This window comes from Psychrobacter sp. SWN149 (assembly GCF_015864565.1).
GTDB lineage: Bacteria > Pseudomonadota > Gammaproteobacteria > Pseudomonadales > Moraxellaceae > Psychrobacter.
Genome location: NZ_JADYWX010000004.1, coordinates 383605 through 397793, shown reverse-complemented (window position 1 = coordinate 397793; position 14189 = coordinate 383605). Strand labels below are relative to the sequence as shown.

Genomic DNA, 14189 nt, shown 5'->3' with positions numbered 1-14189 from the left:
ATGATGGATATAGAGCAAATAGAACGTGTGGTCAAACTGGTTGAAAGCAGTCAGCTGCACGAAGTCACGATTGCAGACAACGGGCAATCTATTACGGTAGTTAATAATTTAGGTGCGCAGAATAATGTGAGCGCTAATCCTATAGAGGCCACGCCTACTCATGAGCCTGAACAGACTGGTAGTGATGTCTTGCAAGTAGGTGCTACTTACGTAGGGCAGGTTTACTTAAGTGAAGACGATGCAACAGACAACTTGGTCAAAGAAGGCGACCATGTTCAAAAAGGTCAAACTGTTTGCTTCATTGATGAGTTGACCCGTTTGCAGCCAGTGATTAGTAATAAAGAAGGTGTGGTCACGGCAGTCTTGGTTGAAAGTGGCCAGAACGTTGAATACGGACAGCCTATTTTAAAGATAAAAGCTACGCCTTAGTATTGGATAAACGACCCGTTTTTATAACATTATCCAAAGTCAATATTGAATACAGCAAGAGGGCTAGCGTTATATGACGCCAGCCCTCTTTTTTACTGCTGTTATTAAGCTGTTTCTAATAATGTCATCGCAAATAACACATATAGTGCCATGGTCGAATACCAAATACATCCTAATTATTTTTGATTGGTTTACCAAGGTCTAGGATTTCTTCCGCATCGATAGTAGTGGGGGATTTTGCTTGTTTGCGCTTATCCCACCAAGCAAAGAGGTTCGCTAGTACAGAGCCGGATACCGAGTGCCAGATACAAGCCACAGCTGCTGCGATGGCAGACTCTGCATTACCAGGGAAAAATTTGGTACTTAAACCTGTTGCTAAGCCTGCATTTTGCACCCCAACCTCAATAGATATGGTACGTTTTTTGGCCTTATTCATACCAAAGAGTGCACCTGAGTAGTAGCCCAATATATAGCCGATGATATTGTGTACGGCAATGGCTAAAATGACGACCAATCCTGATTGTAAGAACTGACTGCCAAATACGGCTGCAACGCCGCCGACGATCGCGGCAAAAGCCAATACAGCAACGCCTGGCATAATAGCACGCACATCATTAAACCAATGCTTGTTTTGAAATAGGATGTTTAATATAGAGCCGATAGCGACTGGTAACAACGTCACTAGAAGCATAAAACGGAACATGCCCCAACCATCCATTTCGACTGATTGCCCCACCAAATAATTCAACCACAGCGGCGTCATCAGAGGCGCAATGATGGTTGATACAGTGGTCATGCCTACTGAAAATGCAACGTCGCCTTTAGCCAGATAGCTCATGATGTTAGAAGACACGCCGCCTGGACAAGTGCCGACTAAAACCAAACCCAGTGTTAAGCCAGGTGAGAGATCAAAAAGGCGAGCCACGCCAATTGCCAATAGCGGCATGACGGTATATTGAATGATAGAACCAATAAAAATATCTAGTGGGCGCTTGGCCAATACTTTGTAATCTTCTTTACCCAATGTCATGCCCATAGCAAGCATGATAATCCCTAGTACAATGACCTGAGTGTCACCTGTCACCCAAGAAAAAGTTGCGGGCTCTATAAAGGTTACCGCCGCTGCCAAAATAATAACCAATGCAGTAAACCGACTTAACTGCTGACTTATCATCCCTAAAAACTGCATTTCTCAAATCCTTCTAAGGCTAAAAATAGTCAAGTATAAGTTCAAAATCACTATATTTCCAACAGGTTCGAGCTATTTTTAGCCAACAATAAGTTGCTATTATGACAACTTTAGATATTTTTCCATTTCTGATACAGAGGGGATTATTTGGTAAAAATTACGGATAGCTACCATATCGTTACCTTTCTTTAAATTCCAAAATTTTAGATACCGTTATAATTCCTTATGATTTAGTTTATGTAATCTACATAACACTTTATTTATGAAGCACATTTATAAAGCTCTATGCAGATTAACGTCATTCTTTGCAATAGTGTTATTTAGTTAGTATACTAACAATTAATATACTAACAATTAATATACTAACTAAATAATATCTAATATGCCTAATATGCCTAATCAACCTTATCAGTTTCACTTTTTTTTGCACTGTGGTCATCTCATCGAAGAGCGTCTGCGTACTAAGCTGACCCCTTTAGAGGTTATGCCGCGTCAAGCACGCGTGTTAGATGCGCTCGGAAGAATGGGGCAAGCATCACAAGTGCAGTTGGCTGACGAGTTTGGATTGTCTGCCGCAAGCATGAGTACGATGACCGCACGCTTATTGACAGCGGGTTTAATCGAAAGACGCGTCGATGAGAATGAGCTGCGCAGTAACGTCCTCAAGCTCTCCAAGCACGGGAAAGGTTTATTAACGCAGATTTATGAGGTTTGGCGCGAAGTAGATCAAGAAATATATGAGGCGATAGGGTCTGAAAATGCGACGCAACTTGCAAGGATTACTCATGAGCTACGCAATGCGTTTGGTGGTTTTACACCAGGTGAGAATAGCTCGAATTCAGAAGAACAAACGCATAGTTAGTTAAGTTCAACACGCCCTAGTATTTTTATAAGAGATTTTTCACCCATTCAGTCTAACCAGCTATCAGGAAATTTACGATGTCGACTTCTATTCAATCACTTGTTCGATCAAAAAGTATTATCAAATACCTATCTTTACTGACGTTACTAACCGCGTCTTCTTACGCCTTTGCGCTCGATGTAAATTTTGTGGATAGTAAATGGGATGGAGCAACGATACCCAAGGGACAACAGTGCCAAAAATTTGATGGGGTCAATCCAGGTACGCCCAAGCTGAGCGTATCTGATATTCCGGCAGGGTCAGACAGTGTCGTGTTGGTATACAGTGACCGCGACTCTAAAAAAATGAACAATGGCGGGCATGGCATTATGAATTACACCCTACCAAAAGGCTCAACTGCAGTTGAGTTGCCGATTGTGGCTGGACACAGTTATGAGATGCCAAAAGGGTTTGAGATAATTGCAGAACATCGCGGTGCTGGCTGGGACAAAGAGGGAGCCTATATGCCACCTTGTTCTGGTGGTAGTGGCCATGAATATTACGTCACGGTTCAAACCTATAAAGGCAATACGGTCACTGCTGAAACCGTGTTAGAGCTTGGCAAGTTTTAATAGGTAACGTGGTATTGGCTATCAAAAACATGACTATTTTTACCTGTGAATCGACTAAAAAATAGTCGCTGTCAGGGTTATAAGTGCCAATGTCATTAGAGCCAGTGTCATTAGCAACAATGTCATTAGCGGCAATGTCATCAGTGCCACGGTCGAATACCAATGACAAGATTAAATTTTTCTTAATAATTTATGATAATTACTGTTCACAATAGAGGGTTTATGAAAACAAAGATACTTTACAATAGCATACTGATCAGTATGGCATTAACGCTAACCGCTTGTAGTCAACTTGCTGAGCAATATTCGGTAGAAGCTGCTAACGAGACTAGTCAAACGATCTCAGTTTCAGAAGCTGATCGCATTGCTAATGGTGGTGTTGATATGACACGCATCAGCCAAGATGCCCTTGTAAAGGCCCCTGAAACTGTCGATTGTACATTAGAAAACGGCGACGCTGCCAAGTGTGCAAAGATAGTGGTCAAGCATCAACCTGATAACTTAAAAATTGGGCCGTTTTGCCCAGAGACGCTAGATGACAAAGGTGGTGTCTGGAACTGGGATGGCGAAAAATCAGGGCTCTATCGTATCGATGAAAAGTTTTTAACGATGTTGGAGACGCAGGGTTATCAATTCTATGACGCTGACGGCAAGGTGAATATCGTCGACGTGCGTACGACCCAGCCAACGGTCAGTAATGCCTGCTTGTCTGCCTCGGCTGACGAGTCAGTCGAGATGACTGTTTTGTTGCCATTGTCGCCTGTCAAGGCTGACGAAGCAACCAGTCTAGGGACTGTAGCCAAAGTTGGGTTGGCCCTTGATGGTGTGCCTATTTTTGCTGACGCGCCTTCGGTGCTACAAACGGGACACATGCCTGCGCTCGACACTTGCGGCGGCCATATTGATCCGGGTGGTTGGTACCACTGGCATGCCACCTCAACAGACATCAACTCAGTGTTCGAGCATGACCATGTCGATGCTAGCTGTGCCTTAGAGCAGAAGGCTGATGCCTTGTTTGCCTATGCTTTTGACGGTTATGCTATCTACGGTAGCGTGGACAGTAATGGCAAGATACCGACCGATCTGGATGCCTGCAACGGACATACTGGCGCAACCCTTGAAAATCCTAAAGGCACTTACCACTACCACGCATCGACAGAGTTTCCGAACTTGCCAAGTTGCTTGAGTGGCGTAGTCGCTCAGGATAACTTCACGACCACTGCCAAACAAGGCATCGGTGCTGAAAATGGCACAGGAGCAGGAGGTCCAGGTCAGGCTGCGCCCCCAGGTTTTGATACGGCAGCTACAACACTTGGTGTTTCAGAAGCTGACTTGTTAAGCGCGATTATGAAAAATGGCGGCAGACAGCTCGACACTGCCACTGCTGCCAAAGACCTCGGTGTGACTGAAGCGGCGTTGAAAGCTGCCTTACCCAATAAAGACTGATTTCGTCAACCCTTTGACTTGCTAAGCTTTTGCATGCGGGTCTCGTCTTATAAAACCTACAAGCTATACCAATAATTTGTGTGGCTTGTAAGTTAGATGGAACTCTAGTCATCTCCATTTTTTATCAGACTCATTAAAACTTTCTAATTGTTAACAATTAATTTATATATGGAATTAATCAATTATTCATATAAAGAGGGCACTATTCATGCAACTTTCTACTGCCAAATTTGGCTTAAGCTGCTTAGCATTGACACTAGCATCGGGCAGACTGTTCGCTTGTAGTAGCGAGGTGTCGAATACCAATGCAAGCGCCACAACCAGTGTGTCTAGCAAAAATGCAGATACCGTTATGCCTTCGGTACAACCGTCTTACTTTTTGAGTGATGGCTTGGTTGAGCCTATTAGTAAAGTGTCATGCTCGTTGTCAGATGGCAGCACTGGTGAATGCTATAAAATCGTTACCGAAAACAAGCCAAGTGATGTTGGTATGGGGCCATGGTGTCCAAGCAATATTGCAGATGATGCCTCAAAAGGGGGAATTTGGTTAGAGGATGGTGAGGTTCATGATGTTGATGGTGAGTTCATCAAAAACTTATCACAGTTTTATGGTGACAGTAATTGGAATATGTACAACAAGACCACTGGTAAAATCATGAAAACCTCAACACTTGAGGAATGTGTGGCTGCTGCAGACCCTAGGGTTGGTGACGAATACCGTAATTACTGCGTTGAATGCTTGCCAGAATATGTAGAAGACTTGACCGATACTTTCTATATTCCAGTCACACCAAAAGCCGCAGCCAGTATTACTGAGTTCGGTGGTCCAGGCCCTCAGGCTAGAGGTCCATCGGTGCGCGGTATTGCCTTTAATGGCGTACGTTTTGATGCACCAGCGCCTGTCAGTAATATTTTGGCAGCCTATACGATTGCACCGTTTGACGATGCCGGTGGTCACATCAATTCTCATGAAGGTTACCATTATCATGCTGCTACTGGTGTGACGACCAAAATTGCACAAGACGACAGTCATGCGCCAATGATTGGCTATGCGCTTGATGGCTATGGTATCTATGCCAATACCGATGCAGATGGTAACGAATATACCGATCTGGATGAGGCTCGCGGTCATTATGATGACGTGAGAGGGTATCACTATCATGTGGACAAAGCAGGCAATAATAACTTCATCGACGGACTGCGTGGTGTGTATGCGGAAGACTAGTTTGTCATCAACGACGTTTGCGTGCTTGGCTGCAGTTGGGCTGAGTATCGTGAGCGTCAATGCGACTGCCCACAATCCCAATACCTCGACTTTTATACTGTCGAAAGCGGCTGATGACAAATATTTAGTGCGCCTAGATGGTGCTTTAACTGGAGTAGAGGCGCAAATTAACGAAACGTACTCGCCCGATGCGTACAAAACGGCGGAGGAGTTTCAGCAATTAGCCAATGAGCACTTTATTAAATCATTGACCTTATCTATCAATGACCAGCCCATTAAGGTGGTAAACCCCAATGTACAGCTGGGTCATGGCACGCAGTTTTCTGCCGAGGCGCAGGGTATTGGTGATACGGTTGAATCTATTGATTTGACCAATACGTTCTTTAAAAACTTACATGGCAACCGAATGACGGTCGTATTGCTGTCTGACCAATTTCCAAAGACGCAATATACGCTTAGTGATAGCAATCAACATCAGCTAAGTCTAAAGTTGGTTGATGGTCAATGGCAACAAAATAACAGCGATGCACTGCCTATGGCAGGTGATGCTCAACCGCATACTCATGATGAAAGTGGTCAAGAGGGCCATCATCATGACGAAGATGGCCGTGATGCAGATGATCATATTGAAAGCAGCCATGATGTATATAGTCATTCGCATGAATCTGCTGATGATCTAGCACTAGATAGTGTTTTAGATGATGATAAAATAAAATTAGCAAGCACACCGACATTGGCTACAGCAGACAAAACCTTGTTTGGTTCTGTTTATGTCTTAGGCATTGGTGCTGTGATAGCATTGCTGATAGGCGCAAGATGGTTTTTTAAGAAAAAACAGTAAGAGTATGAATCGTTATATAGTCAGCGAACCACTAAACCGCTACGGTGTTACCCTCCCTAGAGGTACTATATGTACAATCTGCGGTCGGCTGCCTTGTAGCTGTTTTAGACTTCTTTGACTATAGTTGATAGGCTCTGTTGACTGATTACAGGTCTATCATTTGTCTTTGAGTAATGATATTACCCAGCGCTGCAAGGCATCTTCATGATAACGTGGGTGCCAAGCGGCAATCACATCGAACGTATCCGGTGTGTGTTCAAGTTTAATCTCAATTAAATTTAATCCCTTGATAGCACGAGAAGGCAAAAAAGCAATGGAATCCGTTGTTTCAAGATACAGTGGTACGACCGAAAAACAAGGCGCAGACACCACCACGTTTCTTTTTAAACCAAACGATTTAAACCAATCATCAACAGAGCCTTTAAAGTTCGGGCGCGATGGTGAGGCGATGATGCTGGGGTATTTTGCGACATCAGCCAAAGTGGGTACACTTTTCAAAATAGTGGCGTTTGGAGAGGCGACGCAAACATGATGTTCTTCAAATAAGGTCAAAATAGGGTAGTTGTCTGGAATATAGTCAGGAAAGGCAATCGCCAAATTAACGTGACCACTCTCCATCAACTCATTGAGCTTATCGATTTCAAAATCCCTAACTATCACCCTTAAATTAGGGGCTTGTGTTCTTATCAAGGATATCAATTTTGGTAGGACTATTTGCTGTGCATAATCAGTGGCCGCAATAACAAAAGTGCCTTCAACGGTATTGGGGTCAAACGTGGTTGGTGACACCAAAGTGCTAAAATCATTCAGCAGTTTATCAACACTCACGGATAGAGTCTGTGCAAAGGGTGTGGCAATAAACCCATTGGTTTTACGAACAAACAATCGATCATCAAAAACATCGCGTAGCTTTTTTAAATGCTCGCTGACCGCTTGTTGCGTAAGTCCTAACTGTGCCGCGGCTTTAGAAGCACTTTGCTCACGTATGAGTGCCTGAAATACACGCAGTTGTTTGATATCCAATCTGTCTAATTTACTCAATGTACCTCTCCGTTGTTAGGGCGTTTGCCTCATATAATCAAACCAATCGTTGTCAGTTGCTTGTCAATCTGCAGCTCATAATTGGCTAGTAATCAGCTCATAATCAATACTATAGACCAATAATACTTGTATCACTAACAAAAACTATTTGTTTTTAATTGTTGGCTGGGTGGCTTATTATCAACGCATCAAAACAAACCTTGGAGAAAAAAATGAAAACGGTTATTTTAATTGGTGCATTGGGCAAAATGGGTCAAGCAGCGTTAATCGGTCTTGGCAATCATAAGGTGATTACTGCCGGTCGTTCTGGCGACGTGGATCACATTGTAGACATTACTAATGAGCAATCTATTAGAACGCTTTATGAAACTGTTGGCCATTTTGATGCGGTGGTGAATACTGTTGGGCTTTGTGAGTATGCAAGCTTTACAGAGATGACAGAAGCTCAGTGGATGACCACTGTAATGAGCAAGATGATGGGACAAATTAATTTGGTGCGTATTGGTCAAGAATACATTGCCGATGCAGGCTCATTTACTTTGATTAGTGGTATTTTGAATAAAAAGCCGATTCCTTACGCCATAGCAGATGCTACAACGAGCGGTGCCATTGATACTTTTGTGAAATGTGTTTCGTTAGAGATGCCAAGAAACACGCGCATTAATGTGGTGAATCCAACGGTATTGGTCGAAGCATGGGATGTGTATGGTGAGATGATGCCAGGTTTTGAGCCAGTACCAAGTGCACTAGTGGGCAAGGCATTCGAGCGTTCAGTAGATGGTTTTATTACTGGTGAAGTGATTGTTGTTGACGCTTAATTGCCGTTGACCAAACAGGCTTTAAATAAGATCTCATGTTGAGGGTTTATCAGGTAATTATTTTACCCAAAAGTCAGCTTACTAATAAGCTGACTTTTTTGTTTTCTGCTATCGCTTTTATTCAGTAGGATGGACGCAGATAATATAATCATCGCCAAAACGGATGACAGATGGAAGGCAAAAAATTTCTATAGTGCGCCAATTCATGACCTTAGCTGTGTGACAGAGCAGGGCGCATTACGTCTAACCTCAGAATGCTCAACTGAGGGACTTGGTTTTGTCTTCGTTATATCTTATAAAAAGTGATTTGTTATACTTTATATAATTTAATCCATCAATTACGCCTCAGCGACTATTAACCTTTTAGCATATTTCAAGGCTATTTAATTGAACACTGTGTCTACACATCTTTTGTCTACGACTCGTGTGCCATCGAAATCAACACGTTTTAGACATCTATGTCTTGCGTTATCTATATTTTATCTGCTTTATAATGTGACGACTTTGTACAGTGTTTCATTATATGAGGTAGCGCCTTCGAGCATTCATAATTTGGCCACGCCGTTCGATAGCGCAATACCTTTCATTCCAGCTATGATTGTTCCTTATAGCTGGTCGTTGATTTTATTTGTTGTCAGCTTTTTTTTAGTACGGACATCCACGCAATTATCCTTACTGAGCTATCGCCTAATCTTAGCGACCATCTTTGCCTGTTTGATCTTCTATTTTTATCCTGCTCGTTTCTCATTCAATCGGCTGCCACCTAATGATTGGACGCAGTTCGGCTATCAGTTTTTACAGTTGGTGGACAAGCCGTTTAATCAGCTGCCGTCTTTGCATGTCAGTTATGCCATATTGCTTGGCGTGTCATTATGGGATATTGCAGGGTCTGAAAAATCATGGGTTTCAGGGGCTTATCGGTTATTGCTTACTGGCATATGTACATTGATTGCTCTTTCCACGGTGTTGACGTATCAACATCATTTGCTAGACATGCTAGGCGGGGCAGTATTGGCCGTTTTGGTGCTTATGCTCTCGAACAGAATTCGTAACGCACTGGTAATCAAGTATCTGGCAGTGGGTAGTATCGGGTTTTTGTTGATAGCGATAGGAGGGTTTTACTTTGCCAATATGAGTATGAGAGTGTCTGAAGTTGTAGAAAACTTAGCCATTATTATTGCTGCATATTGGCTGATCAGTTTTACAATGTTGGCTTGTGCTTATCAACAGGCTAAACCAATACAGGATACACGCTGGTTTCAAAAGTCCAATAGTGGACGACTCACCTTATATACTTGGATGAAGTTTGCGCCAATTATTTTTATTTATAATAGTATGTCATTTTTGGGACAGTGGTATTTTAAAGTTACCTCGCGAGGACAAATACATCTGCTCACACCATATGCTATTAATGATAGGGTCAAAGTTGTGGCTTCCCCTCGATTGAGGCAGGCTGATTTGCATAGCCACTTAGCGTATTGGCTGTTTGGCTACGATTCACTAGAGCGGTCGCGCTCATTAGAAAAACTGCCGCCCTCGGTTCACTATCAGATTATCGTCATTGATTTAGCCGCTGAGATATCTAGCCACGTTTATCATCTCGAAGCAGCTGCTAACGGTATCATTAAGACGCCTGTCCATTATTTGTATCTACCTTTACTAGACTTGCAGCCATTAAGTGATGTATTGCTCAAAGATTATATTGACCTATTTAAGCGAATTGATGCTTTGACACAATCAGCTGAAACGCGAGCAATAACTGCTAATAGTGACAGTCATATAGAGAATAGCCTCACTACGATTATCAATTTCCATTGCGTGATGGGACTATCGCGTAGCATCGGCGTACAGGTTTTATATTTATTATATTGTGGTACGCTAACAATCCACGATTATCAATCGTGGATTGAGCAGCATTATCCACATGCGCATCTAAAAGGTGCTTATCTGCCACAGTCATTGGTAGAGATTATGGCCGATTATAAATCTATCGAATATCCAACAACTCATTAATGCATATTAATGTCAGTAGGTCTGCGCCTGCTAGCCTTAGTTTGTCTACTATAGTGAAATCCATATAAACTATTTACGAGTATCAGGCTCGCTTAGCCTACTTTGCTTTAACTAGGACCACTTTTTGTGCTGGATGTTTGTCTTTTGCGATTACCACTTGTTTGGCCTTAGGTTTCGCTTTAGCAACGACGACTTGCTTGGCTTTGGGTTTTGCTTTAACGACCACAACTTGCTTAGTTTGCTGTTTTGCTTTTTGCTTAGCCTCTATCGCATTTTTTTGTTTTTGCGTTAAATGATGCGTGTCTGGTTGAGGAGCCGCATTTGCTGTACCAATCGCAGCAAAACAAGTAGATACAGCAATTAGTGAACTGATGGCGATATTTTTCAAGTTGAAATTTTTCATAGTAAGGTCCTTTAGTTTCATTATAAGTAAGAGTATTTGGTGATTGATTGAAGATATATGAATAGAACGTCGCTCTATTGAATAAGTAAATAATAATAGATTGCGGTGTTACGTACTTTTATGAAAGTTAAAGAAAGGTGACTTTTTCTAGCAGATACTTAACCATCATCGCCATCGTGAGGGTTTTGTGCTAATGGCCGGCAAGCTAGCAATACTCTAGAGACGATACTTACTCAACACCATCAATTCATCTATCCAATAGAGTCTTAATACATTTTGGGAGGCTTATTAGGAGCTACATTGAGCGACTGAATTATTGAAGGGCTATGATATGAATGGAGTATGTTGTTATGGTAATAAGGTAACTGACTGACCATACGCTATCTAATACGTATTCGGATTATCATCTAGAGGTGACTCAGACAGAGTCTCGATAACGAGGCAAGGTTTTGCAAGTTTTAGAAGAGTGCTAACTGATGGTACCTAATATACAGCTTTCATTATCCCAGCCTACATTGCTACCCAAGCAGCGGAAACTGATAAACAGTGGCGTATACAAAGGTCGTGATCAGTACCGCAACGATGCTAAACCACACCATATACCGCTGAGGCGCTGACCATGCGATGCGCCAATTTATTTTGCCCTGTGCAGTCAGCCATTCCATCATACTAAGGGCGATGGTCAGCCATAATGTCCCCACCAAAAACCCACCCATCACATCGCTCAGATAATGCTCATTTAGCACAATTCTGCTCAGGCCAATCAGTAGGCATAATAAAGTAGTGAGCGATAATATCCGCACTTGGCGGACAAAATGCGTGCTAAAACGAATCGCTATATAAGCGAAAAACCCATACAGCGCAATGCTGATGGTGGCATGACCGCTGGGAAAAGAGTAAGTGTGCTCCATCAGCAAAATGTCTATCGGTCGTGCCCGATGAAAAGCCATTTTGCTTAGAAACGTAAAGGCGGTACTGCCGATGGTTGAGATCAGTAGACCGATCAAAACATATGGCTGACGCACGACCGCACAGAGGATAGCCGTCAGTAGAATGATTAAGCAGGTAATCGGCGTAGAGCCTAAGCTCGTGATAAAAACAAATGCAGGTACGATGCTTGAGTCTTGTAACACGCTCATATGCTGCGACACAAATAGATCGGTGGTGACGATAGAATCAGCGTTCACCACATCCTCAACCAAGCCTGCAAACAACGCCAAAATATATATATTCAAGAGTGTCAAAACGGTGAGTATCAAGCCAGAAAAGTGACCACGGGAAAAGCGCTGTGCTATAAAACCAAATAGCGCTGGGTATTTATGCTGTAGGCGTACCATCAGTGGCAGGCGTGCAATATATCCGCGCAGCCAAAGCTCGCCACGAGAAATCAAACCCAATAGGCGCTTACCATAGCGAATCAGCAGATGCTGTATCAGCCATAATAACGACATCATTAAAATAAGCACCATGCCCAAACTGATCAGCTGAGGGTATTGTTCAATGAGAGCAATCATGGATAGCTTATTCCTTTTATCGTGTCTAATATTGTACTAAATAGTATGCTTATCACCGCGCTTATTACAATGATCGAAGAGATACAGCGATCGATAATATAGGTGACTGATTCGACAGCGCCTAGTACAACCAATCGGCTGATACTGTTAGTCAAGTCTATATAAATCCGCTACATCGTCATCCTCGCTAAGCATACTAATGTATAACTTGCACTCGGTTTCCTTATATCGAAATTATATTGAACTGACTATATCAAACCTTGCTGTGACTACTGTCTGAATTTTTACAGTATGTCGCTATTTGAGAGTTTTGCGCCATTTGTTACTGTTTTTGCGTAAGCTTTTATAAGACATTAGGTCTAAAAACATAAAGTATAAAAAAATAGCATGATAAATGACTGTCAAAGCTGTTACTTTTAGCAATCATCTCTTCTGTAATCAAATAGACGGCATCAATAAATAACTCATGAACCTATTTACATTAAAACTGACGGCTCAAAAACCCTCTACTCAAAAACCCCTCATTAGCCTAGCGTTTAGCGTACTGATGACGACATTACTGATATCTGAAACTGCACAAGCGGCAAGCGCTAATGATCGCTTAGAACAGGAAGTTGATAAACAAGCCAAGCAGTTAATGGCGCAATATCAGATCACCGGTATGGCCTTTGGAATTATCATAGATGGCCAGTCATACTTTTATAATTATGGCTTATCTAACAAGCAGCGCAACCAGCCTGTGTCAGAGAACACAATCTTTGAGCTAGGGTCTGTGAGTAAGACCTTTGCTGCCACGTTGGCCAGTTATTCGGAATTAAATGGCACCTTATCACTCGATGATACGGCGGACAAATACATTCCCTATCTAAAAAATAGTACCATCGGCAGTAAAAAACTCATCAGCTTGGGTACTTATAGCGCAGGTGGGTTACCGTTACAGGTGCCTGAAGAAATTGAAAATAATAAAGAGCTGTTGCAATATTATAAATCTTGGCAACCCAAATTTTCTGTCGACTCAACCCGCTTATATTCCAATGCCAGTATCGGACTGTTTGGTTATATCTCTGCCTTGAGTATGCACGGTGACTATACCAAGCTCATAGAAAACACAGTGCTGCCATCACTCAAGATGACAAATACCTTTGTCGATGTCCCTGCGGACAAAATGGAGAATTATGCTTTTGGTTATAACTCGGCAGGCGAGCCAATCAGGGTCAATCCTGGAATACTTGATGCAGAAGCTTATGGCATCAAATCAACCAGTGCTGATATGACGCGCTTCATGGCGGCAAACATGGGGCTGGTAACGGTAGACAGTCCGATGCAGCAAGCACTTGAGAACAATAGAAAAGGCTACTATCGAACCAAGTATTTTACGCAAGGGCTGGCTTGGGAGATGTATCCATTACCGACGACATTAGAACGGCTTGTTGAGGGTAATTCCACAGAAACCATCTTACAACCTCAGCAGATACAAATGAATGAACCGCCCACCCCTGTGTTAGATGATGTGTGGGTCAACAAAACAGGGGCAACCAATGGCTTTGGCGCTTACATCGCTTATATCCCTACTAAAAGAACAGGCATTGTTATTTTGGCAAATAAAAACTATCCCAATACGGAACGGGTTAAGGTTGCATATACGATTTTAGACCGTGCGCTAAATGGTAGGGCGTTAAGCAAGTGATGTATAGCTATTAAGCCATTGCTCATGTGTCCTAAAGCAACGCTAATAGGTGATTAAGTATCGTTATAGCAGACAAAGAATCAGATAGGTATGGATGCTTGGACGGTTTT

Annotated in this window: 13 protein-coding genes; 9 read left to right on the top strand and 4 right to left on the bottom strand. The window is 42.5% G+C overall.

The features are described from left to right. Nucleotides 1–3: 3 nt before the first annotated feature. Nucleotides 4–429, top strand: a complete 426-nt coding sequence (locus tag I6E86_RS08925) for an acetyl-CoA carboxylase biotin carboxyl carrier protein (protein ID WP_197177129.1) — start codon at nucleotides 4–6, stop codon at nucleotides 427–429. Between the two features lie 172 nt (nucleotides 430–601). Here I6E86_RS08925 and I6E86_RS08920 read toward each other — a convergent pair whose 3' ends face one another. Next, entirely contained in the window at nucleotides 602–1618 is a 1017-nt protein-coding gene (locus tag I6E86_RS08920) for a bile acid:sodium symporter family protein (protein ID WP_197177127.1), read from the bottom strand. A gap of 391 nt (nucleotides 1619–2009) precedes the next feature. Between I6E86_RS08920 and I6E86_RS08915 the strand changes: the two genes are divergently transcribed. The 5 genes from I6E86_RS08915 (at nucleotide 2010) to I6E86_RS08895 (ending at nucleotide 6603) form a co-directional block, all read left to right on the top strand. Beyond that, complete coding sequence (locus I6E86_RS08915; RefSeq protein ID WP_197177125.1) at nucleotides 2010–2480, top strand: MarR family winged helix-turn-helix transcriptional regulator; 471 nt, start codon at nucleotides 2010–2012, stop codon at nucleotides 2478–2480. A gap of 77 nt (nucleotides 2481–2557) precedes the next feature. Next, a complete protein-coding gene (locus I6E86_RS08910; protein WP_197177123.1) occupies nucleotides 2558–3091 on the top strand; it encodes a hypothetical protein in 534 nt (177 codons plus the stop codon). 222 nt (nucleotides 3092–3313) lie between these two features. Beyond that, nucleotides 3314–4537, top strand: coding sequence for a YHYH protein (locus tag I6E86_RS08905; protein WP_197177121.1), 1224 nt, complete (start codon nucleotides 3314–3316; stop codon nucleotides 4535–4537). A gap of 208 nt (nucleotides 4538–4745) precedes the next feature. Continuing rightward, nucleotides 4746–5762, top strand: a complete 1017-nt coding sequence (locus I6E86_RS08900) for a YHYH protein (protein WP_197177120.1) — start codon at nucleotides 4746–4748, stop codon at nucleotides 5760–5762. Next, nucleotides 5749–6603, top strand: coding sequence for a hypothetical protein (locus I6E86_RS08895; protein WP_197177118.1), 855 nt, complete (start codon nucleotides 5749–5751; stop codon nucleotides 6601–6603). The genes I6E86_RS08900 and I6E86_RS08895 overlap by 14 nt, the downstream gene beginning before the upstream one ends. 156 nt (nucleotides 6604–6759) lie before the next feature. Here the strand turns inward: I6E86_RS08895 and I6E86_RS08890 are convergent, their stop codons facing one another. Continuing rightward, entirely contained in the window at nucleotides 6760–7644 is an 885-nt protein-coding gene (locus tag I6E86_RS08890; protein WP_197177116.1) for a LysR family transcriptional regulator, read from the bottom strand. Nucleotides 7645–7856: 212 nt separating this feature from the next. On the opposite strand from I6E86_RS08890, the gene I6E86_RS08885 reads away from it, so the two are divergent. Then, on the top strand, nucleotides 7857–8462 hold the full coding sequence (locus I6E86_RS08885; protein WP_197177114.1) for a short chain dehydrogenase: 606 nt from the start codon (nucleotides 7857–7859) through the stop codon (nucleotides 8460–8462). 504 nt (nucleotides 8463–8966) lie between these two features. Further along, on the top strand, nucleotides 8967–10475 hold the full coding sequence (locus tag I6E86_RS08880) for a phosphatase PAP2 family protein (RefSeq protein WP_197177113.1): 1509 nt from the start codon (nucleotides 8967–8969) through the stop codon (nucleotides 10473–10475). 97 nt (nucleotides 10476–10572) lie between these two features. Here I6E86_RS08880 and I6E86_RS08875 read toward each other — a convergent pair whose 3' ends face one another. Both I6E86_RS08875 and I6E86_RS08870 read right to left on the bottom strand, forming a co-directional pair. Continuing rightward, the gene (locus I6E86_RS08875; RefSeq protein ID WP_194365319.1) at nucleotides 10573–10878 is read right to left on the bottom strand and encodes a hypothetical protein; all 306 of its coding nucleotides are present in this window, start codon (nucleotides 10876–10878) and stop codon (nucleotides 10573–10575) included. 518 nt (nucleotides 10879–11396) lie between these two features. Beyond that, nucleotides 11397–12392, bottom strand: coding sequence for a phosphatase PAP2 family protein (locus tag I6E86_RS08870; RefSeq protein ID WP_197177111.1), 996 nt, complete (start codon nucleotides 12390–12392; stop codon nucleotides 11397–11399). A 466-nt stretch (nucleotides 12393–12858) separates the two neighbouring features. Here I6E86_RS08870 and ampC point away from each other — a divergent pair, with 466 nt between their 5' ends. Then, on the top strand, nucleotides 12859–14079 hold the full coding sequence (ampC, locus tag I6E86_RS08865) for a class C beta-lactamase (protein WP_197177109.1): 1221 nt from the start codon (nucleotides 12859–12861) through the stop codon (nucleotides 14077–14079). Nucleotides 14080–14189 lie beyond the last annotated feature (110 nt).

What these genes read in the sequence shown, in the direction of transcription:
- I6E86_RS08925 (WP_197177129.1), top strand. Translation starts at nt 4, where the DNA reads ATGGATATAGAGCAAATAGAACGTGTGGTCAAACTGGTTGAAAGCAGT.
- I6E86_RS08920 (WP_197177127.1), bottom strand. Translation starts at nt 1,618, where the DNA reads ATGCAGTTTTTAGGGATGATAAGTCAGCAGTTAAGTCGGTTTACTGCA.
- I6E86_RS08915 (WP_197177125.1), top strand. Translation starts at nt 2,010, where the DNA reads ATGCCTAATCAACCTTATCAGTTTCACTTTTTTTTGCACTGTGGTCAT.
- I6E86_RS08910 (WP_197177123.1), top strand. Translation starts at nt 2,558, where the DNA reads ATGTCGACTTCTATTCAATCACTTGTTCGATCAAAAAGTATTATCAAA.
- I6E86_RS08905 (WP_197177121.1), top strand. Translation starts at nt 3,314, where the DNA reads ATGAAAACAAAGATACTTTACAATAGCATACTGATCAGTATGGCATTA.
- I6E86_RS08900 (WP_197177120.1), top strand. Translation starts at nt 4,746, where the DNA reads ATGCAACTTTCTACTGCCAAATTTGGCTTAAGCTGCTTAGCATTGACA.
- I6E86_RS08895 (WP_197177118.1), top strand. Translation starts at nt 5,749, where the DNA reads ATGCGGAAGACTAGTTTGTCATCAACGACGTTTGCGTGCTTGGCTGCA.
- I6E86_RS08885 (WP_197177114.1), top strand. Translation starts at nt 7,857, where the DNA reads ATGAAAACGGTTATTTTAATTGGTGCATTGGGCAAAATGGGTCAAGCA.
- I6E86_RS08875 (WP_194365319.1), bottom strand. Translation starts at nt 10,878, where the DNA reads ATGAAAAATTTCAACTTGAAAAATATCGCCATCAGTTCACTAATTGCT.
- I6E86_RS08870 (WP_197177111.1), bottom strand. Translation starts at nt 12,392, where the DNA reads ATGATTGCTCTCATTGAACAATACCCTCAGCTGATCAGTTTGGGCATG.
- ampC (WP_197177109.1), top strand. Translation starts at nt 12,859, where the DNA reads ATGAACCTATTTACATTAAAACTGACGGCTCAAAAACCCTCTACTCAA.